We start from the raw sequence: 24503 nt of genomic DNA, 5'->3' as shown, positions 1-24503 counted from the left end.
TGCTCGTTTTCGCCTATCTCGCGGGTCGTTTCACTCCCCGCTCGATCCGAGGCCTCCCTTCGGTCGGCCTCGCCGTCCTCACGAGTCGCTCCGCTCCCCGTCCGGTTCGAGGACTCGCGTTGCTCGTCCTCGTTTTCACCTTCTCGCGGGTCGCTTCGCTCCCCGCTCGAATTCCCGGGACCCTCACTTCGTTCGCGTCCCGCACCACTCATACGTCGCCTCCGAGGTACGCCTCGACGACGCGTTCGTCGCTCGTGATCTGTTCGGGGGTGCCCTCAGCGAGCACCGACCCCTGGTGCATGACGATGACGTGTTCGCAGTTGTCCATGATGACGTCCATGTCGTGTTCCACGAGCAGGAACGTGTTCCCCCGCTCGCGGAGCTCGTGAATCCGGTCGAGCAGCTTCTCCTCCAGCGTCGGGTTGACGCCGGCGAGCGGTTCGTCGAGCAGCACGATCTCCGGGTCGGTCATCAGCGCGCGCGCCATCTCCAGCAGCTTGCGCTGACCGCCCGAGAGATTGCCCGCGTACTCCTCGGCGAGGTGGTCGATCTCGAAGAACTCCAGCTGTTGCCACGCCCGTTCGAGGAGTTCTTCCTCCTGTTCGACGACGCGATCGCGCAGCCCCGGCACGACCGCGTTGGTGAGCCGCTCGCCGACCTGCCCCTTCGGCGCGAGCATCATGTTCTCCAGCACGGTCATCTCCGGTAACTCGCGGGCGATCTGGAACGTCCGCACGAGCCCCTGTTGGGCGATGGCGTGGGGCGCCATTCCGGTGATGTCCGTTCCGCGGAACGTCACCTGCCCGGAAGTGGGCTTGTGCACGCCAGTGATGCAGTTGAACGTCGTCGACTTCCCGGCGCCGTTCGGGCCGATCAGCCCGGTGAGCGTCCCCTCGGCGACCGAGAAGCTCGCGTCGTCGACGGCGGTGATCCCGCCGAACGTCTTGCGAAGGTTCTCGACGACCAGCGGATGCTCGTCGACGTCGCGCGCACCCTGTGCGGTCGCCTGCGACGACTCCGCGTCGGCGGCGTCGCCGTCGATCGCGTCGCCGTCCGGCCGGTCGGCCGCGTCCTCGGCGCTCATCGCGCACCTCCGTCGTCGGCGGCGTCACGCCCGCCGTCCGCGACCGCGTCGCCGCCGGCGGACGTGCCGCCCGGACGAGTCAGCGGGATCGCCGCCGCCTCCTCCTTGCGGTGGCCGAGCAGTCCCTCGGGACGCCGCTGCATCAGCATCACGAGGATGACGCCGACGAGGATGAATCGGAGCGCCGAGACGTTGTCGAGCATGAACGCGAGGAACGGGAGCACCTCGCCCTCGACGAACGGCGCGACCGCTCCCGGGAACGTGCTCGGGGTGTCCCCGAAATCGACGTAGTTGGTGACGACCCGCCGAACGTACACCGGACCTTCCCAGAGGGCGCCCGCGAACAGCGCGCCGCCGAGGACGCTCCCGGTGTTAGAACCTGCGCCGCCGATGATCAGCGCGACCCAGATGTAGAACGTGATGATCGGCCGGAACGCGCCGGGATTGGTGAACCCCTGGCTCCCCTGCCAGAGGATGCCGCCCAGCCCCATCAGCCCACAGCCGAACATGAACGCGATGATCTTGAAGCGGTTCGTGTCCTTCCCGAGCGACTTGGCGACGATCTCGTCCTCGCGGATCGCTTTCAGCACGCGGCCGAACGGGGAGTTCCCCGTGCGAACGAGCAGAACGTAAAACAGCCCGACGAACCCCGCGAGCACGACGACGTACGCCCAGTTGTTGATGACCGACGGCTGGACGGCGAGATCGAGCGTGAACGCCGGCAGCGAGACGACCCCGAGCCACGACGATCCCGGCGGGATCAGCTCGATCCGGAGGTCGCGAAACAGCGGGAACAGAACTGATCCCAGCAGCGCGGGTTCGGCGCCGGCGCCGAACCCCTCGTAGAAGAGGAGCCTGATCGGGTTGCCCGGCATCGTGATGCCGGTCGCGCCGCCGGTCCCTGTCGTGACACCCGCGATCGTGAACTCCTGCAGCGTTCGTGAGTTGAGCGTGAGCCGGATGATCTCCGAGAGTGCGACGGTGACGATGGCGAAGTAGTCCGCCCGCAGCCGGAGTGCCGGAAGCGCCGCGACCAGCCCGACGAAGGCGGCGGCGAGTACGCCCCCGAGGATACCGATCGGAAGTGGCAGCCCCAGTCCGGGCACCGACGCCGCGCCGGCTTCGGTGGAGGACGAAAGGATCGCCATCACGTACACGCCGACGGCCATGAACCCGGCAATACCGATGTTGAACACCCCGGCGTATCCCCAGTGGAGGTTCAACGCCAACACCATCATCGCGTACACGGCAGTGAAGAACAGCACCGACCCGAGCGCACCCATGAGTCCGTTGAACGGGAGCCCGAGCGCGACCGCGAACACGAAGAAGACGACGACGACGTGACCGAGGATGATGAGCAGCTTGTCGGCGTCGGATTCCATCCAGCGGTCCTCGAGCCACGTGACGTACGGCTCGGCCGGCGGTGCCGTGGCGGCGTACAGCACCGCGACGGTGATCGAGAGGTAGACGAACCAGACGAGGCTCCCGCCGATCGGGAGCGTTCCGAGATCGAAGCCAGCTACGAGCGCGAACAGCACGCCCCCGACCAGCAGGTGACCCAGCGCGGTCGCCCACGCGGTGGCGCCGCCTTCGCTCAACCGGTCGCGGAACCACTCGCGATAGGGGGTCCAACCGGGAATATCCCGCTCGACGTCGTCGCCGGCGTCGCTGCCGGCGGCGTCCTCGGTCGCGTCGACCGACTCCGTCGGAGAACTCACGCCGTGGTCACCCCTGAGAAGAGGCCGTCCGGCTTGAACAACAGCACGAAGATCATGACGCCGAAGGCGGCGACCGTGGAGAACTCGCTGGGAAGCCACACCAGCGAGATGCTCTGTGCGATGCCGATCGTGATCCCGCCGAACATCGCGCCGTAGATGGAGCCGATACCGCCGAGGATCACCGCCGCGAAGATCAACAGGAGGAGAACCCAGCCGAACTGGAAGTTCATCGCCCCGCGCTCGAGCGCGATGAGGAACCCGCCGGCGCCCGCGAGGCCACCGCCGATGATCCAGGTGAACTGAACGACCCGCTCGGTCGGGATCCCGGTGACGCGCGCGAGGTCCTCGTTGTCGGCCATCGCGCGCATCGCCTTCCCGAGCTTCGTCGTCTGGAGCAGGAGGTGCACGGCGAGCATCAGCCCGGCCGCGATGACGACGAGCGTGACCTCGTGCCCGCCGACCTCGAACCCGCCGCCGAGCGCGAGCTGGGGCACCGACTGTGCGTCGGTGAGTCCGCGGGTGCGCTGCCCGAAGACGATGTAGATCACGTATCGGAGCGCTAGCGCGACGCCGATCGACGCGATGAGCAGCGAGATCCCGCCCTCGTCGCGCATCGGCTTGTACACCAGACGATCGATGACGAGCGAGAGCACGATCGTGGCGGCCGCCGCGACGATCAGCCCTGCGACGATCGCGAGCGGGGTCGCGAACGCCGACACACCGAGGTCCCTCGTCGAGACGGAGCCGATGAACAGCAGCGTCGTGAAGTCGAACTGTCCGGCGCCGGCGAACAGCCACGTCACCGCCCAGCCGGCGAACGCGCCGGACGTGACGTAGTCGCCGTGGCCGAAGTTCGCGAAGTTCAGAATGCTGTACGTCATCGAGAGCCCGACGCCCGCCAGCCCGATCGAGAGCCCGACCACGAGCCCGTCCCACAGGAACCCGGCGAGCTGGGCGGTCGAGAGGCCCCCGGGCGTCGTGATCTGGCGGACCAGATCGAACACCAGGAGCGCGACGATGCCGGCGACGATGAGGACGGACGGCCGTGAGACGGCAAGGTCTCTGCCGCGTGAGTACGTTTCGCTAATGCCCATTGATATTCCTTCTCACGATTCGTGAGGTACCCCGACGCACTTAACCATTCTCTCACCCGCAGCACAGCGTCGTCGATCCGACATGACGGGCGGGCTGGGCACAAGGGCCAAGCCGAACGCGACCGTCCCGATCGATCGGATGCCCGTCGATCCGTCGGACGCCGACCCGCGCGACCGCTTCCGACTCGACAGCGGTGGAACCGGGTCCGGGGAGAGCGGAACCGGCGAGAACGGGCCCAGCGAGAGTGGAGGCGACGGCGTCACGCTCGAACGCGGGACGATGGACGACGTCGACGCAGTAGTCGACCTCTGGGTCGCCCTCGCGGAAGGGCAGCGCTCCTACGGCACACACCTCGTGGCCGCGGAGAACCGCCCCGATGCGGCCGACGCAGTTTCGCGCGCGGTCGTCACCGACGGGCTCGTCGTCGCTCGGGCCCCGGATCCGGAATCCACGGACTCGGAACCCGGAGACTCGGACGCGACGGATCCGGACGCCGCTGACGCGACCACCGGTTCGTCGGGATCGGAGGCACCGACGATCGTCGGGTTCGTCACGTTCGGCGTCGAGTCGGGTCGCTACGACCTCGACGTAACCCGCGGGGTCGTGTACAACCTCTTCGTTCGCGAGCGACACCGCGGCGCCGGTGTCGGGTCGCGGCTGCTCGCGACCGCGGAGTCGGCGCTCGCCGACGCCGGCGTCGATGTGGTCGCGCTGGAGGCGATGGCCGACAACGAGGATGCGAGACGGTTCTACCAGCGACACGGGTATCATCCCCACCGAGTCGAACTGGAGAAGCCCGTCCAGGGGGATCGAAGCGATAGCGATTAAACGGAGGACGCAGTACGTCCCCAGTACGCGCCGGGGGAGCATGGGCGGTGCATGCACTCGACTTGTAATCGAGACTTCGCGGGTTCGAATCCCGCCCCCGGCTTTCGGATACCGCTTCGCACTCGGGAGTAACAACTGGTTCGGACTACCATACCCGAAGCGGCGGCGGGATCGACCACGCTCTCGTCCCCCGCGGATTGCTCTTCCCTATCTCGGTAGGTTCGCGTTTCGAGTGACGCTGTTCCAGTCGGGTCGACCTACCGTATCGTATCAGTGTCATAACTTTTCATCGGCGTTTCGAACGCTGAATCAGACACGTCCGCGGTCGGGCGTGCGACACTATCATGCCGCATTCGGACACACCGTCGAACCGACCGAGTACGCGAATATTTGTTGACACGTCCGACCGCCCGAACGCAACCCGAGGGCGGACTCGCTCCCTCACGCCCGTCGGGAGCAACGGACCCGGGTCCCCGTCGGGGACACGAACGGCGAGGGCGAACGAATGACCGGTGAGGCTCCCGTCCGGTCGACTGTCGTGATCGTCACGGTGGTGTTGCTCAGTGTCGTGCTCGCGGCGGGCACCGTCGGCGTCTCCGGCGTCGTCGAACGCACCGACACCGTCGAGAACCTCGGATCCGGCGTGCTCGGGTTCGACGGGGATGGCGGCTCCGCGCTTGCCGACCTCGACGCCGTCCAGGCGGACGCAAACCGCGGCGGCCTCCCCGACGAAAACACGTCGACACTCGCGGTGATCGCGGCCGAGGACGACCGGTTCAGGTACCGGATCGTCGTCGAGGGCGACGCCACATCGGCGGTCGTCGACGGCCACTCCGCCGACCGCGACGACACGATCCGGTACAACGGCGACGGAACGGTCACGATCGCCGGCGCGACCGGCAACGGAGCGGGCGACGCCTACGTCGTGAGCGGCGAGGTCCGCTCCGTGGAGGTGTTCGGAAACGTCTCGCCGTACCGGATCGAACTGGACGACGAGGACGTGACCGGCGACCTCCCGACCGCCGTCGGCGACGGCGAGGCCGATGGCGGCGGAGTAGACGAGGACGGCGCCCCGCCCGACGATAGCGACGACGGAGCGGGCCCGCCGGACGACGGCGAGGCAGATCCGTCGGATGACGGCGAAGCGGGACCGTCCGGCAACGGCGAAGTAGGTACTCCTGACGACGGCGAATCGGGACCATCCGACGATGTCGATCCCGACCCTCCGGAGGACAACACCGAGACGCCCGAGAGTACGACGGAACCGTCCACGGACACGCCGGAGCAGCCTGACGAGACCCCGGAGCCCGACGAGGACCCGGAGCAGCCTGACGGGACGCCCGACGACGCACCCGATCAGCCCGACGACGCACCCGATCAGCCCGACGACGCACCCGATCAGCCCGACGACACCCCCGATCAGCCCGACGACGCGCCCGCCCGCGAGATCGACGCCTGTACCGTCGTCGACGAACCGGGGCGGTACAAGGTGACCGACGACCTCGAGGCCGACGGCGATGGCGACGGCGACGACGATGGGGTCTGCCTCCACGTTCGCGCCCCGGACGTGGTCCTCGAGGGGAACGGGAACTCGATCGTCGGCGACGGGGGCGAGGACTCCGTCGGCCTCCTCGTGCTCAACGGGACTCCCCGCAGCGGCGACGTGGGCGATCCGCTGACGAACGTGACGGTGCGCGACGTGCGCGTCACGGAGTTCGACACCGGCGTCCAGGCCGGCTCGTTCGACGCGACCGGGACGAGCCTCACATTCGTCGAGGTCGACGCCTCCGGCAACGCGGGCGCGGGCATCTCCTTCAACGAGGTGGACGACTCGACGCTCCGGAACGTGACCGCGAGCGACAACGGCGTCGGCCTCCTGCTGTGGGAGACGTACGACATCGAGGTGCGCGGGCTTGACGTCGAGGATAACGACGCGCACGGCCTCTATCTCGCACAGAACGTCGGCCGGAGCACGTTCTCGGACGTGCGCGCGGTCGGCAACGGCGACGACGGCGACGATCGTGCGGCGATCCGCCTCAGCACCGACGTGGAGGACAACCGCATCGTCGACAGCGTCGTCGCGGACAACGGCGGCCCCGGTATCGCGTTCTCCGACAGCGGCGACAACGTGATCCGCGACACGACGATCGAGGACAACGCCGCCCCCGGCGTCGTCGGCGACTATCCCGGAGGCGACCGGCTGGAGCGCGTCGCGCTCCGGGGGAACGACGACGCGCAACTCAGCGTCGAGCGCGGCGAACTCGGCGTGACGGAGGTCGCGGTCGGGGACGCCGTGACCGTCTCGTTCGTCGACGGCGTCGCGGACCTCGGCCTGAACGGCGACGACCGGTTCGAGTTCGCCACGGTCGACCGTGCCTCGCTCCCCGGCGACCCGCCGGGGACTCCCGTCGCGAGCGAGGCGCTGTCGGTCTCCGGGGCGATCGTTCCGGCGGACCTCTCGTTCGAACTCGACGGGGCGGCCGACGCGGAGGCCGTCGACCTCTGGCGGTACGACGGCGACGGCTGGAGCCGCGTCGCCGACGGCACCGCCACGGACGGACAGTTCACGGCCATGGTCGACGCCGGCGGCGTCCTCGTCCCGCTCGAATCGCCGCCCGACTCCGAGGACAAGGGCGCAACCGAGACCGCGACTGCGACGCCGGAAGGCGACGAGACCGAGACCCCGACTGCGACACCGGAGAGGGATGGGACGGGGACCGCGACGCCGGAGGAAACCGAGACGGGAACGGCGACATCCGGGGACGAAGAGACAGGTACGGAGACACCCGACGGTGACGCGACCGAAACGGCAGCCCCGGGAACCGACGAGGAAACCGAGACGCCCGAAGCGGACGATTCGGGAACGGAGACGTCCACGCCGGAGGCGGACGATTCGGGAACGGAGACGTCCACGCCCGAAGCGGACGACTAGACAGCCACTCCCGCGGAGGCCTCCGAACTCAGGCCGCAGACAGGGATCAGCGGCGTCGGTCGTTGACCCGGATCGTCACCGGCCCGTCCGGCTGCGTGGTCATCTGTGGCGAGACGTCGAGCGATCCCGTGGCGTCGATCCGATACCGTCGACACACCTCCGCCAGCGTCGCCTTCAGCTCCAGCTCCGCGAGGTGTCGTCCGATGCAGATCCGCGGGCCGCCGCCGAACGGGACGAACGCGTAGCCCCGCTCTCGTGGCGTCGTCGACTCCCACCGCGTCGGGTCGAACGTCTCGGGGTCGTCGTACACCCGCGGGTCGCGGTGTAGACACCACGTGCTGAGCAACACCGTCTCGTTCGCGGGGATCGTGTGTCCGCCGAGCGTGACCGGCGCTCCGGTGACGCGCGGGATCGCGTGGACCGGCGGGTACAGCCGCATCGTCTCGTGGATCACGCGGTCGAGGACGGACAATTCCTCGAGATCCGCCGCGGACGGCGGGCCGTCGAGCGTCTCGTCGAGTTCGTCGGACACACGCTCGGCGACCGCGGGGTTGGCGCCGAGCAGATGCAGCGCGAACGTCAGCGACAGCGCCGTCGTCTCGTGGCCCGCGAACACCATCCCGACGACCTGATCGAGCACTTCCGCCTCGTCGAACCCCGAGTCGGGGTCGTCGCGCAACGCCGCCAGTCTGGCGAGCAGGCTCCCGTCCCCCGGTTCGTCGCCTCCCTCGGCCAGCAGCGATCGCGCGTGGTCGCGCATCTCGGCGACGCCGCGGCGGAACGACCGCCGAGCCGGCGTCGGGACCCACGCGGGTAGTACCCACGAGCTCGGCTCGAACCAGAGGTTCAGCGCGTGCGCCGTCTCCGCGAGCTCGTCGAGTTCGTCGGCCGTCGGCGCGTAGCCGAGGACCACCTCGAACAGGTTCCGGAGCGCGAGCGACCGCATCTCCGTGTCGATCCGAACCGTCGACCCGTCCGTCCACCGATCGGCCCGCCGGCCCGCCAGCGAGACCATCGTGTCCGCGTGCTCGCGGACCCGAGTCGGGCCGAAGAACGACTCCATCGCGTGGCGCTGTCGCCGCCAGCGGTCCCCCTCGACCGCGAGCAGCGCGTCCCCGAACGCGATCGAGAAGTCGTCGAGCTTTCCGAACGACTCGCGATCCAGCAGCGCTGTTTCGACGTGATCGGGGTGTGCGAGGACGTACACGTCCGTCCCGGGAAACCGCATCCGGAACACGTCGCCAGTCGTCCGGGCCGACTCGCGGACGAACCCGAACGGGTCGCGGACGAACTGCACGGCGTTTCCGAACACCGGGACCCCCGGCGGCGACGGCGGGAGGTCCCCTCGTTCCGACATGGATTCGATCGGCGGCGGGCCACTCACAAAGCTATCGGACGGCCCGGCCGGCGCTGTCGAGTTCGGGCGCCGGCGGAGCGAAAAAACGGGTGGGGTGGGTCGGGCCCACCCGTGGGGCCGAAACCGGATGACTGCGCCCGAAGGCGCGGTCGGGGTCGGTGCGATGCGATGGCGAACCGTCGGCGTGGGGGGCGCGTTCGGCAGCCGTCCGAGCGGCGTCGGCAGGCGCGTGATTCCACCGATGCCGAGCGCGGCTCGTCTGGTACTCGCGTCGAGGGAGGCGACGAACCCCGTCTGCGAGTGGTCTACCCGACGGTGGACCCGACTATTGTTATCGGCCGTATATCCCCGGATCTGGACCGATTTCGGTTCGTCCGTGGGGTCGGCGTGTGCGCTGTGGTGGGACTACCTGTGTGTTCCGACCGTTGACACAGCTGGGTCACAGTGTCGTCACAACAAAAATGGATGACTGGACCGGGGGTCCGGGTCCGTGGTGTCCATGCTGGGCCAGTCGCGACCGCCGGCGGGTCCGAACCGCCCGGGTGGTCGCCGGGGGTCCTCGCGGCCGGTGCGGGGGCACACCGCCGCGAGCGACTGTTGAACGTGGCGCGAGGGGCATTGTAACGTGCCGCATAACCGCGGAGACGCGCCGCAACCGGGAGGGAGCGGGTTCGTCAACTCTGGTGCGGATTGTACTACCTGGACGCGGATGCGACCGTGACGGAACGATTTTGACGCGTCCGCCCCCGTCGTACCGCGTGCGACGGGACATCCACGGCACGACCGTCCGCGGCGTCGATGTCGGCCCCGACACCCAGTGCGTCCACTACGACGGACCGACGGACGTGATCGCCCTGCGGTTCGGCTGTTGCGAGCGGTTCGTTCCGTGCGCCGAGTGCCACGACGCGCTCGCGGACCACGACCCCGAGCCGTGGCCGCGCGACCGGTTCGACGACCCAGCGGTGCTGTGTGGCGTCTGCGGGTCGACGCTGTCGGTCGAGGAGTACCTCGACGCCGAGTTCGCCTGTCCGGCGTGTGACGCCCCGTTCAACCCCGGCTGCGCGGCCCACTACGACCGGTACTTCGAGGGCATCGAGCCTGATCGTTCGTAGGCGGCGCCTCAGCGAACGGGGTTGCAGTCGGAGCCGCGGTCCCACCCGGCGAGCCTACGCGTCGATCTTCTCGGCGAACGTCTCGCGCACCTTGTCGATCTTGGGCTGGGCGTGCATCGAGCAGTAGGCGTCGTTGGGGTTCTTGGCGAAGTAGTCCTGGTGTTTTTCCTCCGCGCGGTAGAACGTCTCCAGCGGCTCGAGCTCTGTGACCACGTCGTCGTCGTAGCCGCCCTCCTCGTCGAGCGCCTCGATGTACGACGCCGCGATCTCGTGCTGTTCGTCGTCGTGAGACAGCACGATCGACCGGTACTGGGTCCCGACGTCCGGTCCCTGCCGGTTCAACTGCGTCGGGTCGTGAACGGTGAAGAACACCTCCAACAGCTCCTCGTAGGTGATGACCGCCGGGTCGTACGCAACCTGGACGACCTCCGCGTGTCCCGTCGAACCCGAGCACACTTCGCGGTACGACGGGTCCTCGGTGTGGCCGCCGGCGTAGCCGGACGTGACGCCGTCGACGCCGTCGATCTCCTCGAACGCCGCCTCGATACACCAGAAACACCCGCCGCCGAACGTCGCCGTCTCTGTCATAGCCGTGATCACGGTCGCGAGCAGTATGTACCTGCCGTCCGTGACGACCCCGGGCGATCGATCAGTCCCCGCCCGTCACGTCGTCGGGCGTGTCAGAGTCCACCGAGCAGTCGCCGGAGGAAGCGGTCCTGATTTGGGAGGTCCTCTCGTTCGGCGCGGTCGTCCGACAGCGCGAGCCAGCGGAGCACGACCACGAGGTCGTGTTCGGGATCGACCCAGACGACGTTCTGCCCGTGCCCGAGCATCGCGTAGGCCGACTCGGGCGCCGACGGCCATAGGGTCCGGTCGGTGTTGAGCCACAGGAGGAAGCCGTAGTTCGGGTTCACCTCGCAGGGTTCGGTCGCGTGTTCGACCCACTCCTCCGAGAGGAGCCGCTGATCCCCCCACCGACCTCGATTCAACAGGAGGTGACCCACCCGCGCGAGGTCGCGAGCCGACCCCCAGAAGCCGCCGCCCCAGTGGCCGCCGCCGGAGACCGATTTCATCGTTCGACCCTCGATCTCTACGTCGGAGTTGTGATAGCCGTACCACTCCCACGTCCGCGTCGCGCCGGCGGGATCCAACGCCTCGTGGGCGAGCACACGCGGGAGCGGCTTCGCCCACAGGCGCAGCAGCGACAGCGCGAGGCGGTTGATCCGCACGTCGTTGTACTCCCAGTGGGTCCCCGGATCTTCCAGGTCGCGGTGTTCGCCCTTCTCCGGACCGCCGGTCTTGCCGACGCCCCGGTTGCGGTCGATGCTGTCCGGGCGGTCGAACAGCGTGCCCTCCCACTCGCTGGTCTGCTGGAGGAGGTGGTGCCAGGTGATGGGCGCGTTCTGCGCCGCGTCGAAGCCGTCGTCGTCCGCGTGGCCGCGGCTCTCGGCCACGCGCTCGTCCAGTTCGAACAGCCCGCGATCCCACGCGGCGCCCGCGACGATCGAGAGGAACGACTTCGCCACCGAGAAGGAGTGGTCGACGCGGCGAGTGTCTCCCCACTCGGCGACGAGCCGACCCCCCTTCAGGATCAGTCCCGCGGGGCCGCCGCGGCGCTCCGGCATCGGCCCGAGCGTGTACCCCAATTTCCCCTCGGACTCGTCCCACGGCTCCTGGTTCGAGAAATCGTACGCGACCTGTTCGGGCGGGGTGCCGGTCGTCAGGTGGAACTCGACGGCGTCGCGGACCGCGTCGGGGTCGAGACCGACCGCCTCCGGGTCCGTGGCGTCGAATCCCTCGTCGCCGGCGTCGGGAAACTCCATACGGGTCGGTTCCGGCGCCGGGACAAAAACCGACGGGAGCCGGCGGGCGACGACGGGATCCGGGCGGGGGATCGATGTCGGTGGACCGGCGGGCGCGTCGCCGCGGGAAACGAGCGGACTTACAAGGGGGCTCGAAGAAGGGCGTGGACATGAGCGATCGCGACCCCGGCGACGACAGCGAGGACCCGAACGACGAGGTCCAGTACCACATCGAGGTGGGTCCCGACGACGTGGCCGACACCGTCCTCCTCCCCGGCAACCCCGAGCGCGTCGACAAGGTGACCGCGTTGTGGGACGACCACGACGAGAAGGCCTACCACCGGGAGTACCGCACGGCCACCGGAGCCTACGAGGGCGAGTCCCTCTCGGTCACCTCTACCGGGATCGGCTCCCCCTCGGCCGCCATCGCCGTCGAGGAACTCGCGCGGGTCGGCGCGGACACCTTCATCCGCGTCGGTTCCTGCGGCGCCATTCAGGAGGGGATGGAGGTCGGCGACCTAGTGATCACCTCCGGCGCGGTCCGCCAGGAGGGCACGAGCAAGGAGTACGTCCGCGAGGACTACCCCGCCGCCGCCGACCACGAGGTCGTCTCCGCGCTCGTCGCGGCCGCCGAGCGCCTCGGCTACGACTACCACGTCGGGATCACCATGTCGGCCGACTCCTTCTACGCCGGCCAGGGCCGTCCCGGATTCGAGGGGTTCGAGGCCGCCGGCAGCGACGCGCTCGTCGACGAGCTACGCGAGGCGAACGTCAAGAACATCGAGATGGAGGCCGCCTCGATCCTCACCATCGCGAACGTGTACGGCCTCCGCGCCGGCGCCGTCTGCGCGGTGTACGCCAACCGCGTCACCGGGGAGTTCCGTACGGAGGGGGAGTCGCGGGCGGTCGAGTGTGCCAGCCTCGCCGCCGCGTTGCTCGCGCGGATGGACGAGGTGAAGCGCGAGGCGGGCGTCGAGCGCTGGCACGCCGGCCTGTCGCTGGAGTAGTCGGGTACGCCGCGCTCCGCGTCCGCCGGCGCCCACGCGCGGCCCCGAGCAGCCGTGCGGGAACGGCGACAGCCCGAATCGCCCGCTGCTGGCGGTTTCAACACGCATTTATCCTCCGCCCGGGAACACCTGCCCATGAGTCAGCAGGTCGTCGTCGTCGGAGCCGGGTACGCCGGCGCCGGGACGGTGAAAGCGTTCGAGGACGCGATCGAACCGAACGAGGCCGAGTTGACGTGGGTGTCGGACACCGACTACCACCTCGTGCTCCACGAGGCCCACCGGGTCATCCGCAAGCCCGAGGTCGAGTCCAAGGTCGCCATCCCGGTCGAGGAGATCAAAGGCGACGACACGAACTTCGTTCGGGGTCGCGTCACCGAGGTCGACACCGACGAGCGTGTGGTCCATACCCGCGACGGCGACGAGATCGACTACGACTACCTCCTCGTCGGCGTCGGCTCGGCGACGGCGTTCTTCGGGATCGACGGGCTGCGCGATCACGCGCTCACCCTCAAGACGCTCGACGACGCCCGCGAGATCCACCAGGCCGTCAAGACCGCCGGGCAGGAGGCGACGACGACCGACCCCGCGACGGTGCTGGTCGGGGGTGCCGGCCTCTCGGGGATCCAGTCGGCCGGCGAGATCGCCGAGTACCGCGACGACCACAAGGCGCCCATCGACATCGAGATCGTCGAGGGGCTCGACTCCGTGTTCCCGAACAACGACCCCGAGGTGCAGGGCGCCATCCGGAAGCGCCTCGACGGGAAGGACATCGCCGTCTCGACGGGCGAGTTCATCTCGAAGGTCGACGAGCACGCCGTCTACCTCGGCGGCGCCGAGGAGGAGTACTACGGCGAGGACGGCGACGGCGACGCGCCCGCGAAGGAGGACATCGACTTCTCGGACGACCTCGTGATGGACTACGACGTGCTGCTGTGGACCGGCGGCATCACCGGCCAGCCGGAGGTCGAGGACTTCCACCTCGACGCCGACGAGCGCTCCAACCGCGTGTACGCCGAGTCGACGTTCGAGACGAGCGACGACCGCGTGTTCGCCATCGGCGACACCGCGCTCGTCGACCAGGGCGACGACGACGTCGCTCCGCCGACCGCGCAGGCCGCCTGGCAGGCCGCGGAGGTCGCCGGCGAGAACCTCGCGCGCGCCGTGCGCGGCGCGCCGCTGAAGTCGTGGCGCCACGAGGACAAGGGGACGCTCATCTCCATCGGCGAGGAGGCGGTCGCCCACGACGTGAAAGCGCCGGGGTTCACGGTCCCGATCAACACCTTCGGCGGCCCGGCCGCCAAGGCGCTGAAGAAGGGGGTGGCGACCCGATGGATCGCCGACGTCTCCGGGTACGGGCGCGCGCTCAACGCCTGGAACGACATGTAACCCGGGAAGGATAGTCACCGCCGACGCGTAGCGCCGTTCGTTCTCGCGTCTCACTTCGTTCGCCAGCCACGCCGCCGTCGCCGCGGAGTTATGTTACTTCTCTCGGTTGTCGAGATGTCGGCTCCGGGCGTGGCCGCGCAGCACGTCGGCCACGAACCGCACGGCCGTTCGCGTTCGCTCGCGGATCCGTTCGAGCCCGCTCGATCCTCGCTCGGTAGTCCGTTCGTCCGTCATCCGTGATCACCTCAGGGCGAGTGCTCCCCGTCGGTTCGCGATCAGTGCTCGGGCGGTTCCGACGGCGCTTCCATCCCGTCGAGCTTGAGGATGAGCACCGAGGCGGTGTCGTCTTTCCCGTCGACCGTCCCGTCGATAACGAGCTTCGACAGCGGCGTCGGCCCGACGCTGACGGAGTCGCCCTCGTGGAAGTCGCGTACCGATCCCTGGACGTGGATCTCCGCGCGGCACAGTTCCGGGTGGTGGACCGACGTGAGGTTGATCTCCTGGACGTTCACGTTCTCGAGGCGCTCGCCCTCGTGGAACAGCGGCGTCGACGCGGGCTCGTCGAGGTTCTGCAGGTCCAGCGCCTCGAAGGCGGTCGCGGTCGGCTTGTACCCGCCCTTCGGCCCCGGTACGCCCTCGACCAACTGCAGCGCCTTCAGGCTCTGCATCTGGTTGCGGATCGTGCCGGCGTTGCGGCCGACGGCGTCCGCGATCGTCTCGCCCTTGACGGCGTCCTCCTCCTCGCGGTAGAGGTTCACCAGTTCGTTGAGGATCTTCCGCTGACTGTCTGTGAGCTCGATGGACGACATTTGTTCATGGTCGTCCGGGAACCCGCTTAAAACCACGGACCCGGACCACCCGCGAGGGTGATCCGCACGGAGGCGGTCAGTTCGACCGACGGAACGCACGGTTCGGCCGGCCGGAGGCCGCCACAGTCTCCCGATCAGAGTCCGATCCTCGGTCGGGCCCTCGGGTCGTCGATTCGGTGACCCGTGTCGAACCCCGGGCAGAACATCAGTCAACCGACACGGCTTTTGGGCCGGGGGGACCCACGCCGGGTATGAACGACGCACGCGTGCTGGTCACCGGCGGCGCGGGGTTCATCGGCTCGAACCTCGCGAACACGCTGGCTGCGGCCGGCAACGACGTGATCGCGCTCGACAACGGCTATCTCGGGACGCCCGAGAACCTCTCCGAGGACGTGGAATTCGTCGAGGCGAACGTGCTCGACGACGACCTCCCGACGGACGTTGACGCCGTGTTCCACCTCGCGGCGCTGTCCTCGCGGCAGATGCTCGAGGAGAACCCCCGGCAGGGCGCCCGCGTCAACATCGAGGGGTTCGTCAACGTCGTCGAGCAGGCCCGCGACGACGGCTGTGACACGGTCGTGTACGCCTCGACCTCCTCGGCGTACGGCAGCCGGACGGAGCCCAGTCCCGAGGACATGGAACTGGAGGCGTCGACGGGGTACGACGCGTCGATGCTCGGCCGCGAGCGCTACGCCGAGTACTACAACGACTTCTACGACGATCTGGCCTGTGCCGGCGCGCGCTTCTTCTCGGTGTATCAGGGGTACGGCGGCGCCGAGGGGCACAAAGGCGAGTACGCCAACACCGTCTCGCAGTTCACCGACGACATCGCCAACGGCGAGGCGCCGGTGCTGTGGGGGGACGGCTCCCAGACGCGCGACTTCACGCACGTCGACGACATCGTCCGCGGGCTGGAGGCGATCGCCGACCACGAGCTGGCCGGCGTGTACAACCTCGGAACGGGCGATCCCTACTCGTTCAACGAGATGATCGAGCTGATCAACGACGCGCTCGGCACCGACGTCGAGCCGGAGTACGAGCCGATCCCGCTGGAGAACTACGTCCACGACACCTGCGCGGACATCTCGAGGATCCGCGAGGCGACCGGCTGGGAGCCCGAGGTCGACTTCGCGGAGGGTGTCCGGCGCGTGTGCGCGCCGTACCTCGACGAGGAGTAGTCGACCCAGCGAGGAGTAGTCGACCCGTCGCGGTCGCCGTCGACGCGGCCGCCGCTGCGGATCCTTCGGCGGCGAACCACCCACCGTGAACGACGACCGACGTGCGAGTATCGGGGGTTTGTGACGGAGTTCTGGTCAGCAGGCGCCGCCGATCCGATCGACGCCCGACCCACCGATCGGAGACGGCACAGTCACGACGACCGGGTCGTACCCGCCGGCGTCGTACACGAGCGAGCGCTGGGCGAGCCAGCGGTCGTAGCCGGCCGGCGGGATCGTCGCCGGCGCCGCCGGGAACAGGTGCGCGCCCGTCGTCGTCCACGAGCGCTGAGACACGACCGCGCACGCCGGCGACGGTCCGCCGCGGAGCCACGACGCCGTCGGCCCCACCGTCGCGTTCACGTCCCCGTAGTAGTTCCCCGGAACCCGAACGCCGGTATGCGAACTGGTCCACGTCCCCTGGACCCGGTCGGCGGCGAAGGTGCCGGCGGCGAACTCCGACTCGGTCGTCGTGCTCGGATACGAGCCGGTGTCGAGGTTCACGTACGCGACCGGGAGCGTCGCCGCCATCGCGACGACGAGCGCCGCGGCGACGACCGGGCGCAGGGACCCGAACGCGTCGCCGACCGCTTCGGAATCGTCGCCGACGATGCCGCCGAGCAGATCGCGAGCGTCGAGCCGGGACGCGACCGCGGCCGCGAGAACGAGCACCGGAAGGTGGACGTGCGTCTGCGCGCGCAGCGCCGTCGCGAAGTACTCCGGCGTGAGCCCGGCGGTGAACGAGAAGCAGATCACCACCACCGGCGCGAGAAACAGCGCGAGCAGGGGCGCCTCGACGGGCCCGGTCCGCCCGAACCGGTGCCCGGCGGCCGCCGCCAACACCGCCGGAACCACGAACGGGACGACGAACAGGAGCACGACCCGCGGCGTCGCGGCGGTCCCCGGGAAGACGACGGTCCGCGCGTTGACCGCGATCGCCGCGATGACGAACGCCAGCGGAACGATCGCGACGATCCGACGCATCCGGCGGGTCGTCCGCTGGTACCACGGGACCACGGCGATCAGGACGACGAGCCACGCGGCGAACAGTCCGGGCGAGGACTGGACGCGGTCGACGTACGGAACGGTCAGCGATGTCGACGCCGCGAGCGTGTAGTAGGCGACGAAGTACCCGCAGAAGGCGAGCGAGAGCCCGGCGACGACGAGCCGGCCGCGCGTCAGCGGTCGCCCGATCAGGTGCCCCGCGAGCAGCCCGATCAACACGAGCGCCGCGACCAGCGTGCTGAAGGTGTGGGTCACGGGGAGCACGAGGAGGATGACGCCGGCGACGACGAGCCACGCCGGCCGCTCCTCGCGGGCGTACAGGTGCGCCGCCAGCGCCACCAGCGGGATCGCCACCAGCGTGATCGCGTCGTCGTCAGGGACGCCCGTCCGGCGGACGAACACCCCGTCGACGGCGAGCGCGAACGCCGCGAGCACCGCCGCACGCCCGCGGCGGCGACGCGGCCACCCGAGGCTCGCGCCGAGCCGCCGCGCGAACACCGCGCCGAGCAGCACCCCCGCGGACCCCATCAGCGCGTACAACGGCTGCGCGAGCCCGAGCGGCGCGGCGCCGGTCACGAGGCTTCCCGTCGACAACAGCGCCGTCGACGCCAGCGCGTCCACGCGGAAGCCGACGAGCTCGATGTGCCCCGCCGCGAGGACGGCGTTCGCCAGCTTCGCGTAGACGATCCCGTCGAGCGTCGCCGGGAGCGGGCTCCACCACAGGGGCGCCATCCTGGTGCCGGCGCCCACGGCGAAACACGCGATGATCGCGAGAACCCGGCGATCGGGACGGTCACCCATCGCGACCCTCCGTCGGCGGCCCCGTCGCCGACTCGCCGCGGACGAGCCGTGACGGCGGCTGCCGTAGCAGCGTGGCGGTCGCCAGCCCCGCGCCGACCAGGGTCAGCGACAGCCCGCCGAGGGCGGCCCCCGCGAGCAGCGTCGGCGAACCCGTCGCGTGTATCCGGACGCCGAACACCGTCAGGTAGCCGAGGTGCCCCGCGACGCGAAGGCCGGCGACGCCGACGGGGATCGCGACGAGCGTCGCGGCCGTTCCGATCCGAAGCGCGTCGCCGAGGACGATCCCGAGCACCCTGCCCGGCGAGGCGCCGGTCGCGCGGTGGATCCCGATCGTCTCCCGGCGACCGTGGACGGCCCGCGCGAACGTCGCCGTCGTGCCGCCGACGGTCAGCCCCGCCGCCAGCACGAGGACCGTTCCGAACACGAGTCGGAGGTTGCCGAACGCCGTCTCGACGGCTCGTCCGATCCCCGAGGTTCCCGCGCGGCCACCGGTCGCGAGCGCCGCCGCAACCCGCTCGTCGCCGGTGACCCGGAAGCGCTCGACCGCCGTCTCCTCGCCGTCGATTCGAAGCGTCGCCTCGTAGCGTCCGGGCGGCTGTCGCGGGAGGCGCACGTTGATCTCTCGGGTCGCCCCGGAGTCGAGCGCGACCGTTCGTTCCGTCCGGCCGCCGGGTCCGGCGACCGCGACGGCGACGTCCCGGAGCGGGTGCGACCACGGGTTCGACAGCGTCGCCGTCACCGTCGGCCGCGTGAGGAGGTCGGGCGACTCGGGGCGAACCGCGAGCGACGCGATCGGCCGGCGAGTCGCGTCGGCGGCGACGCGAATCGTCGCCTGTCCGGTCCGATCTCCGGCACGGGCGCGGATCGAGAGCTGTCCCGGTTCCCCGGTCGACACCCGAGCGATGCCGACGTCGTTCGTCGTCGCGTTCCGGCCGTCGGCCGTCACCGTCGCGTTCGCCACCGGGTCGCCGTCGGCGTCACGAACGCGGACAAGCAGCGTCGCGTTCGGCGGTCCGCGCTCGGGGATCGGCCCGAGCGTGAGTCCCCCCGCCGTTTCGTTTCCGACCCGGATCGTCCGCTCGATCTCGCCGGCGGCGACGGTGAGATCGCCGGGATCGCCGGTCTCAACGGGGATCCGGATCCTCGCGTCGCCGCCGGGATCGAGCGTCACGTTCCGCTCGACCGTCCGGTTGCCGACGGCGATCGGAACCGTAACCCTGATTCGGTCCTCGCGGCGGTTCTCGACGACGACGGTCGCCTCGACGGTCGCGTTCGGCGCCGCGCTGGCGGGGACACGAACCTCGGTGACGCGGAACGACCGCGAGTCGAGCCCCGATTCCGGGAGTCGCTCGGCGCGGATGAACTGTGCCGTCCCCGGCGGCTTCCCCGCGAGGCCGCGCGCGGTCGAAAGGGGAACCAACAGCTGGTCGTCGAACGGACCGGGGGCCGCGAACACGCCGACGACCTCGACGCGCGCGAGCCCGGGACGGGTCGTCCCGCCGAGCGTCAGGCGGTCGCCGATCTCCACGTCCATCGTCCGCGCCAGATCGGCGCCGATCACCGCCTCGTCGCCGGTCGCGGGTCGGTCGCCGGCGACCATCCGTGCGTCGGTGACGGACGCGAACGCCGCGAACTCCGCGCCGCGGACCGTGTACGTCCGGCCGTCTCGCACCTCGAACAGGAGCAGCTCGGGGCTGGCGGCGATCCCCCGGTCGCGGAGCGCGTCGGCGTACGTCGCCGGGACGGTGCTCGCGATCGGATGCACGGACCCGGGCTCGGTGACGGTCGCGCCCTCGCCCCCCGACAGCGGCGCGATGACGCCCGCCATCGATCCCACGAGTACGACGAAGGCCACGAACGCCGCGAGCGTCGCGGCGGTCGGCACGGCCGTCCGCCCGTCGAGCAGCGTCGGCGCGGCTATCGACCGGAGCCGCGCCAACGGACGCCCCTCGTCGCCCGCCGATCGGTCGGTGTCGCCACGAAGGGTCGCGCCGCGAACGACGGGGACGGCCGCGAGCACCCCGCTTGCACCGCCCAACAGGACGACCGTCAGGAGGATCGGGGCGATCACCCTCGCCGCCGCCGGCGTCAGGGTCGGCGACAGCGAGGTCGGGAGCCCGAAGAACACGGCGGCACTGACCGCCGCGTTGACGCCGATGACGCCGGCCGCATAGCCGAGCGCGGCGCCCGCGGCCGACAGCAGTGTCGCGCGGACGCCGAACAGCGCGAGGATCGTCGTCCGCTGGGCGCCGGTGGCGCGAATCGTCCGGATCGTCGCCTCGCGCTCGCGGATAGTCATCCGTGTCACGCTGTGGACGACCACGCCGATCAGGACGCCGCTGCCGACGACGAGAGTACTCAGGGCGGTCAGCGCCTCGCGGGTACCCAGGGTGAAGAACGCCAGCGCGGTTCGCAGCGGAACGCCGATACTCGGAATCGACCCGTCTTCGACGGAGCGGATCACGAACGCGCCGTCGACCCCGAGCCGTTCGACGGTCGAGGCGTTCGCCACGTACCAACTCGCCGGGACGGGCGGCGAGCCGCCGCGGGGGGCGACACGGACGGTTACTCGCCCGTCATCACCCTCGAGGGTCCGTTCGGTTGGCCTGTCGAGTGCCGCGAGGGTCACGCCGGTGCCGCCGGCGAACTCGGCTGCCGACGGATCCGGGCGATCCGGTCTGGCGAGGACGTACCGTTCGCGGCCACCCTCCCCGCGCGCCAGCGCGAACGGGATGATCGTCGCGTTTTCCGGGGCCATCCCGACGGCGGCGTCGACAGTCGAGTGCGTCGTGACGGCCGCGCCGCTGCCGTACTCCGCGGCGAGCGCGGTCGTCTGTCCGCCCGCGACGATGACGAGCAGCGCCGTGCCGCACAGGAACGCCACACCGGCCGCCACGACGAGGATCGCCAGCCGATCGCGTCTGGACCAACGACCGATCAGGATGCGGCGGTAGGACATCAGGGAATGGACGATGCTCGCGGGCGGGCGCGACGCCGTCCGCGCGACACAGCGAGCGTTGCTTGGGAGTGACGCTGTCGCAGATACGCAAAAAGCTTCACACTTCCGACCGGTACCCGGAGCGAACACTTCCAACTGGTACCCGGAGCCGTGTCCGACGGGGTTTTGAGCCGGGCGCTCCGAACGCCGCTCGTGTCCAGCCGCCGCCCGTACGACGACACTAAGTCGCTGCTCGCGGCGATCCTCGGGATCCCCGCGCTCGCGGGGTTCGTCTACCTGCTGCTCGTGCTCGTCAACGTCGTCTGGCGCGACTACGGCCTCGCCGCCGGCGCGGTCGTATTCGTCCTCGGCTTCGTCGGCCTCTCGTACGGCTCCTACCGGGCGGTCGAGTTGGTCCGGTCCGCCGGCGGTCGATGAGCCGCTCTCCACACCGTCGCTGGAACCGTCCCGGGGATTGACGCCGAGTGCGCCCGTCCTCGTCGAGTAGCCGAGCGGGACCGACGGTGCAGATTTCGGTGGCGCCCCTCATAACCTTTACACTGATTCGAGTAAACGACCACTCATGAGCAGAAACTACGATTCGCTCCACGACCCGAACGCGGAGTACACGATGCGGGAGCTGTCCGCCGAGACGATGGGCGTGACGGCGAAGCGGGGCGGCGGCCGCGACGTCGAGATCACGGACGTGCAGTGCACGATGGTCGACGGGAACTTCCCGTGGACGCTCGTGCGCGTGTACACCGACGCAGGCATCGTCGGCACTGGAGAGGCGTACTGGGGCGCGGGCGTTCCCGAACTCATCGAGCGGATGACGCCGTTCCTCGTCGGGGAGAACCCGCTCGATATCGACCGGCTGTACGAGCACCTCATCCAGAAGATGTCCGGGGAGGGGTCGGTCGAAGGAGTGACCGTCTCCGCCATCTCGGGCATCGAGGTCGCCTTACACGACCTCGCGGGCAAGATCCTCGAGGTCCCGGCCTACCAGCTGCTGGGCGGGAAGTACCGCGACGAGATGCGCGTGTACTGTGACTGTCACACCGAGGAGGAGGCGGACCCCGAGGCCTGTGCCGACGAGGCCGAGCGCGTCGTCGAGGACCTGGGTTACGACGCGCTGAAGTTCGACCTGGACGTTCCGTCGGGTCTCGAGAAGGACCGCGCGAACCGTCACCTCCGTCCGGGCGAGATCCGCCACAAGGTCGAGATCGTCGAGGCGGTCACCGAGCGCGTGAAGGACAAGGCGGACGTCGCGTTCGACTGCCACTGGACGTTCTCTGGCGGCAGCGCCAAGCGCCTCGCCGACGCCATCGAGGAGTACGACGTGTGGTGGCTGGAGGACCCGGTCCCGCCGGAGAACCTCAAGGTGCAAGAAGAAGTTACCAAGTCCACGGTCACGCCGATCGCCGTCGGGGAGAACCGCTACCGCGTGACCGAGGAGCGCCGGCTCATCGAAAATCAGGCGGTCGATATCATCGCGCCCGACATGCCGAAGGTCGGCGGGATGCGCGAGACCCGGAAGATCGCGGACGTGGCGAACCAGTACTACGTCCCGGTCGCGATGCACAACGTCTCCTCGCCGGTGGCGACGATGGCGAGCGCGCACGTCGGCGCGGCGATCCCGAACTCGCTGGCGGTCGAGTACCACTCCTACGAGCTCGGCTGGTGGGAGGACCTCGTCGAGGAGGACGTGATCGAGGACGGCTACATCACGATCCCCGAGGAGCCCGGGATCGGCGTCACGCTCGACATGGACACCGTCGAGGAGCACATGGTCGACGGCGAGACCCTGTTCGATGAGGCGTAGTCGGATCGAACTCGAAACTCTCTGATTTTCGTAGTCGAACACCACGTCGTCGTTCGCCAGCGCGGCGTCCCCCGCGGTGACGAACGTGGGGTCGTCGACCGACGGGATCTCGTCCGTGTCCCGCCCGTCGCCGCGGACCCGCCGTCCGCGCCCCCGAACGCCCGCGTCGAACACCCTGACAACGTCACCGCGCCATGGAACAGGAAGGACCCGGATCGGCAGAACGCGACGGGATAGGGGAGCGGACTGCGCCGGCCATCGGAATCGGGATGACGAACGCGTGACCGACTACGGCCAGTTGCCGCTGTCGGTGAACGCGTCCGCGACCCGCTGGACGGCGAGGACGTATGCCGCCGTGCGGAAGTTCGGCAGATCGAGCGACTCGTAGCACTCGGTGAGGTCATCGAACGCCGAGACGATGTGGCGCTCGAGTTCCTCGTTGACGCGCTCCTCGGTCCAGTAGAAGCGCTGGCGGTTCTGCACCCACTCGAAGTAGCTGACGGTGACGCCGCCGGCGTTCGCGAGGATGTCCGGGAACACGTGCACGTCGGCGTCGGTGAGCACGTCGTCCGCCTCCGGAGTGAGCGGTCCGTTTGCGGCCTCGACGATCACGTCGGCTTGCACGTCGCGGGCGAGGTCGCCGTCGATGGCGTTCTCCAAGGCGGCGGGGACGAGCAGATCGACATCGAGCGTGAGGAGGTCCTCGTTGGTGAACTCCTCGTCCGCGTCCGGGTAGCCGGAGACGGAACCGGTCTCGTTTTTGTGCGCTTTCACCTCGCGGGCGTCGAGCCCGTCCTCGGCGTAGACGGCCCCGGACGAGTCCGAGACGGCGACGATATCCGCTCCGAGATCCTCGATGAGGTACGCCGCGATGTGGCCGGCGTTACCGTATCCCTGCACGGCGACGCTGGCGCCCTCGATGTCCTTGTCGAGGTAGTCGAACGCCTCGCGGGCAGTGAACATCGTCGACCGACCCGTCGCCTCGACGCGGCCCTCGGAGCCGCCGGCCTCCAGCGACTTGCCCGTGACGACGCCGGGTTCGGTCGTGTTCTCGAGCGTCTCGTAGGTATCCTTGATCCAGTTCATCTCCCGCTGGCCCGTGTTCACGTCGGGCGCCGGGATGTCCTTGTCCTCGCCGATGAACGGGCGCAGTTCCTCCGCGAACGATCGAGTGAGGCGTTCGATCTCCGGGGCGGAGTGGTCGGCCGGGTCGACGACGATCCCGCCCTTGCCGCCGCCGTAGGGGATATCGACGACGGCGCATTTGTACACCATCCATCCAGACAGCGCCTTCACCTCGTCTCGGGTGACGCCCGGGTGATAGCGGATACCGCCCTTGTACGGACCCCGGTCGCCGTTGAACTCCGACCGGAACGCGCGGAACCGTTCCAGCGAACCGTCGTCCATCTCTACGGAGAGGTTCAGCTCCAACACCCGCTCGGGGTGTTTCAGTCGTTCGAGCACGTCGTCGGCGACACCGAGGTGTTCCGCCGCGTCGTCGATCTGCTCTTGAAGACTCTCGAATGGATTGGCTTCGGTCGTCATAGTGCCCCGATTCCGGCGGTCGGCGGTTATGTCTACCGACGCCCGGGC

General features: G+C 69.5%; 19 protein-coding genes and 1 tRNA gene. 9 read left to right on the top strand and 11 right to left on the bottom strand.

Annotation, left to right across the window (positions count from 1 at the left end):
• Positions 1–208 precede the first annotated feature (208 nt).
• The 3 genes from ABJD39_RS12845 to ABJD39_RS12835 are packed head-to-tail and all read right to left on the bottom strand — an operon-like array spanning position 209 to position 3896.
• Positions 209–1084, bottom strand: a complete 876-nt coding sequence (locus ABJD39_RS12845; protein WP_348609362.1) for an ABC transporter ATP-binding protein — start codon at positions 1082–1084, stop codon at positions 209–211.
• Entirely contained in the window at positions 1081–2802 is a 1722-nt protein-coding gene (locus tag ABJD39_RS12840) for a branched-chain amino acid ABC transporter permease (protein WP_348609360.1), read from the bottom strand. Before ABJD39_RS12840 ends, ABJD39_RS12845 begins: the two co-directional genes overlap by 4 nt.
• Positions 2799–3896, bottom strand: coding sequence for a branched-chain amino acid ABC transporter permease (locus tag ABJD39_RS12835; protein WP_348609357.1), 1098 nt, complete (start codon positions 3894–3896; stop codon positions 2799–2801). The genes ABJD39_RS12840 and ABJD39_RS12835 overlap by 4 nt, the downstream gene beginning before the upstream one ends.
• An 82-nt stretch (positions 3897–3978) precedes the next feature.
• Here ABJD39_RS12835 and ABJD39_RS12830 point away from each other — a divergent pair, with 82 nt between their 5' ends.
• The 3 genes from ABJD39_RS12830 to ABJD39_RS12820 all read left to right on the top strand — a co-directional run bounded on the left by ABJD39_RS12830 (position 3979) and on the right by ABJD39_RS12820 (position 7657).
• The gene (locus ABJD39_RS12830; protein WP_348609355.1) at positions 3979–4725 is read left to right on the top strand and encodes a GNAT family N-acetyltransferase; all 747 of its coding nucleotides are present in this window, start codon (positions 3979–3981) and stop codon (positions 4723–4725) included.
• 29 nt (positions 4726–4754) lie between these two features.
• Positions 4755–4828, top strand: a tRNA-Thr gene (locus ABJD39_RS12825).
• A gap of 402 nt (positions 4829–5230) precedes the next feature.
• On the top strand, positions 5231–7657 hold the full coding sequence (locus tag ABJD39_RS12820; RefSeq protein ID WP_348609352.1) for a right-handed parallel beta-helix repeat-containing protein: 2427 nt from the start codon (positions 5231–5233) through the stop codon (positions 7655–7657).
• 46 nt (positions 7658–7703) lie between these two features.
• Here the strand turns inward: ABJD39_RS12820 and ABJD39_RS12815 are convergent, their stop codons facing one another.
• A complete protein-coding gene (locus tag ABJD39_RS12815) occupies positions 7704–9014 on the bottom strand; it encodes a cytochrome P450 (RefSeq protein WP_348609349.1) in 1311 nt (436 codons plus the stop codon).
• A 758-nt stretch (positions 9015–9772) separates the two neighbouring features.
• Between ABJD39_RS12815 and ABJD39_RS12810 the strand changes: the two genes are divergently transcribed.
• Positions 9773–10126 carry a CHY zinc finger protein gene (locus tag ABJD39_RS12810; RefSeq protein ID WP_348609346.1) on the top strand — a complete coding sequence of 118 codons (354 nt, stop codon included), beginning with the start codon at positions 9773–9775 and terminating at the stop codon, positions 10124–10126.
• Between the two features lie 54 nt (positions 10127–10180).
• Here ABJD39_RS12810 and msrA read toward each other — a convergent pair whose 3' ends face one another.
• A complete protein-coding gene (msrA, locus tag ABJD39_RS12805; RefSeq protein ID WP_348609344.1) occupies positions 10181–10714 on the bottom strand; it encodes a peptide-methionine (S)-S-oxide reductase MsrA in 534 nt (177 codons plus the stop codon).
• Between the two features lie 92 nt (positions 10715–10806).
• Complete coding sequence (locus tag ABJD39_RS12800) at positions 10807–11949, bottom strand: serine hydrolase domain-containing protein (protein WP_348609341.1); 1143 nt, start codon at positions 11947–11949, stop codon at positions 10807–10809.
• Positions 11950–12098: 149 nt separating this feature from the next.
• Between ABJD39_RS12800 and ABJD39_RS12795 the strand changes: the two genes are divergently transcribed.
• Complete coding sequence (locus ABJD39_RS12795) at positions 12099–12935, top strand: nucleoside phosphorylase (protein ID WP_348609339.1); 837 nt, start codon at positions 12099–12101, stop codon at positions 12933–12935.
• A 135-nt stretch (positions 12936–13070) separates the two neighbouring features.
• On the top strand, positions 13071–14321 hold the full coding sequence (locus tag ABJD39_RS12790) for an NAD(P)/FAD-dependent oxidoreductase (protein WP_348609336.1): 1251 nt from the start codon (positions 13071–13073) through the stop codon (positions 14319–14321).
• A 93-nt stretch (positions 14322–14414) separates the two neighbouring features.
• Here the strand turns inward: ABJD39_RS12790 and ABJD39_RS12785 are convergent, their stop codons facing one another.
• Both ABJD39_RS12785 and ABJD39_RS12780 read right to left on the bottom strand, forming a co-directional pair.
• Positions 14415–14555 (bottom strand): hypothetical protein, encoded by a 141-nt coding sequence (locus ABJD39_RS12785; protein ID WP_348609334.1) that lies wholly within the window; start codon positions 14553–14555, stop codon positions 14415–14417.
• A 41-nt stretch (positions 14556–14596) separates the two neighbouring features.
• On the bottom strand, positions 14597–15130 hold the full coding sequence (locus ABJD39_RS12780) for an HTH domain-containing protein (protein WP_348609332.1): 534 nt from the start codon (positions 15128–15130) through the stop codon (positions 14597–14599).
• Between the two features lie 251 nt (positions 15131–15381).
• On the opposite strand from ABJD39_RS12780, the gene ABJD39_RS12775 reads away from it, so the two are divergent.
• Positions 15382–16308, top strand: coding sequence for an NAD-dependent epimerase/dehydratase family protein (locus tag ABJD39_RS12775; protein ID WP_348609329.1), 927 nt, complete (start codon positions 15382–15384; stop codon positions 16306–16308).
• Between the two features lie 135 nt (positions 16309–16443).
• Here ABJD39_RS12775 and ABJD39_RS12770 read toward each other — a convergent pair whose 3' ends face one another.
• Positions 16444–18150: a sodium/phosphate symporter gene (locus ABJD39_RS12770; protein WP_348609326.1), complete on the bottom strand. Its 1707-nt coding sequence runs from the start codon at positions 18148–18150 to the stop codon at positions 16444–16446.
• On the bottom strand, positions 18143–21109 hold the full coding sequence (locus tag ABJD39_RS12765; protein WP_348609323.1) for an FtsX-like permease family protein: 2967 nt from the start codon (positions 21107–21109) through the stop codon (positions 18143–18145). The genes ABJD39_RS12770 and ABJD39_RS12765 overlap by 8 nt, the downstream gene beginning before the upstream one ends.
• Positions 21110–21301: 192 nt before the next feature.
• Between ABJD39_RS12765 and ABJD39_RS12760 the strand changes: the two genes are divergently transcribed.
• Both ABJD39_RS12760 and ABJD39_RS12755 read left to right on the top strand, forming a co-directional pair.
• Positions 21302–21526: a hypothetical protein gene (locus ABJD39_RS12760; protein WP_348609320.1), complete on the top strand. Its 225-nt coding sequence runs from the start codon at positions 21302–21304 to the stop codon at positions 21524–21526.
• 145 nt (positions 21527–21671) lie between these two features.
• The gene (locus tag ABJD39_RS12755) at positions 21672–22910 is read left to right on the top strand and encodes a mandelate racemase/muconate lactonizing enzyme family protein (protein WP_348609317.1); all 1239 of its coding nucleotides are present in this window, start codon (positions 21672–21674) and stop codon (positions 22908–22910) included.
• Between the two features lie 288 nt (positions 22911–23198).
• Here the strand turns inward: ABJD39_RS12755 and ABJD39_RS12750 are convergent, their stop codons facing one another.
• On the bottom strand, positions 23199–24455 hold the full coding sequence (locus ABJD39_RS12750) for a Glu/Leu/Phe/Val family dehydrogenase (RefSeq protein ID WP_348609314.1): 1257 nt from the start codon (positions 24453–24455) through the stop codon (positions 23199–23201).
• Positions 24456–24503: the final 48 nt, after the last annotated feature.

Source organism: Halobaculum rarum (assembly GCF_040025155.1).
Lineage (GTDB): Archaea > Halobacteriota > Halobacteria > Halobacteriales > Haloferacaceae > Halobaculum > Halobaculum rarum.
This window is presented reverse-complemented; position numbering and strand designations above follow the sequence as displayed.